The organism is Vibrio sp. 2130-1 (assembly GCF_033339515.1).
The window spans coordinates 1-951 of sequence record NZ_JAWOUT010000112.1; the positions used below are offsets into that span (position 1 = coordinate 1).

Below are 951 nucleotides of genomic sequence, written 5' to 3' on the forward strand. Positions count from 1 at the left end.
AAGACGGCACATGAACTGCTACCAAAAGAGTTTGCTAACGACCCAAGCATCTTCCCTCCGCAAGAAGTAATGGACAGCGGAACATGGCAAGATGAAGTTGGCGAAGCGAGCGTAATGTACGATGAGTACTTCCAAAAGCTAAAAGTAAACAACTAAATCGTTAGTTTTAAAGATGTGAAGAAGCGGCTCATGAGCCGCTTTTTTTTGTATCTAATAGTTGGGTTTAAGTTTTTATGCTTTCGTTTCCAAAGCAAGAATTTCATCAACAAGCTTCGGTACTTCAACGCTTGCTTTACCATAGCGTTTTTCTTCAAATTCACTTTCAACCGCACTTGGCTCAAGGTTAATTTCTATAGTATGAGCGCCATGCATTTTAGCATCATGCACAAAGCCAGCGGCCGGATAGACGACGCCCGAAGTACCGATAGAGACAAACAAATCAGCTTCTTCCAGTGCTGCGTATATCTCTCCCATTCTCAGTGGCATTTCGCCAAACCACACAATATGTGGGCGCATTTGTGATGGAATTTGACAACAATGGCAAAGCTCACCAGTTTTTATATCTTCGGTATGTTCAATAACTTGGTTAGATTCACTACATCGCGCCTTAAGTAACTCACCATGCATGTGAATCACATTTTGGCTGCCACCTCTTTCATGCAGGTTATCAATATTCTGCGTGATGACCGTCACCTTTTCCTCTAATTCCGCTTCAAGACGGCCAAGAGCAAGATGCGCAGCATTCGGTTTGATCGCTTCATCCTGAAGCTTTTGACGGCGTTGATTATAAAAACTCTGAACAAGGTCTGGATCTCGAGCAAAACCTTCAGGTGTTGCTACATCTTCAATTCGGTGATTCTCCCACAGGCCATCTTGGGCTCGAAATGTTTGAATACCAGATTCAGCCGAGATACCTGCTCCAGTAAGTACTACAATATTTCTATAAGGGAA

At 43.1% G+C, this 951-nt stretch carries 1 protein-coding gene and 1 pseudogene; one reads left to right on the plus strand and one right to left on the minus strand.

All coding sequences use genetic code 11. The features are described 5' to 3' along the window. Window positions 1–156: pseudogene (gene potD, locus R7Q09_RS24570) on the plus strand (spermidine/putrescine ABC transporter substrate-binding protein PotD); the annotation flags it as partial. Window positions 157–231: 75 nt separating this feature from the next. Here potD and cobB read toward each other — a convergent pair. Beyond that, window positions 232–951 (minus strand): Sir2 family NAD+-dependent deacetylase (cobB, locus tag R7Q09_RS24575; protein ID WP_318143751.1); only part of this gene is annotated, 720 nt, incomplete at its 5' end.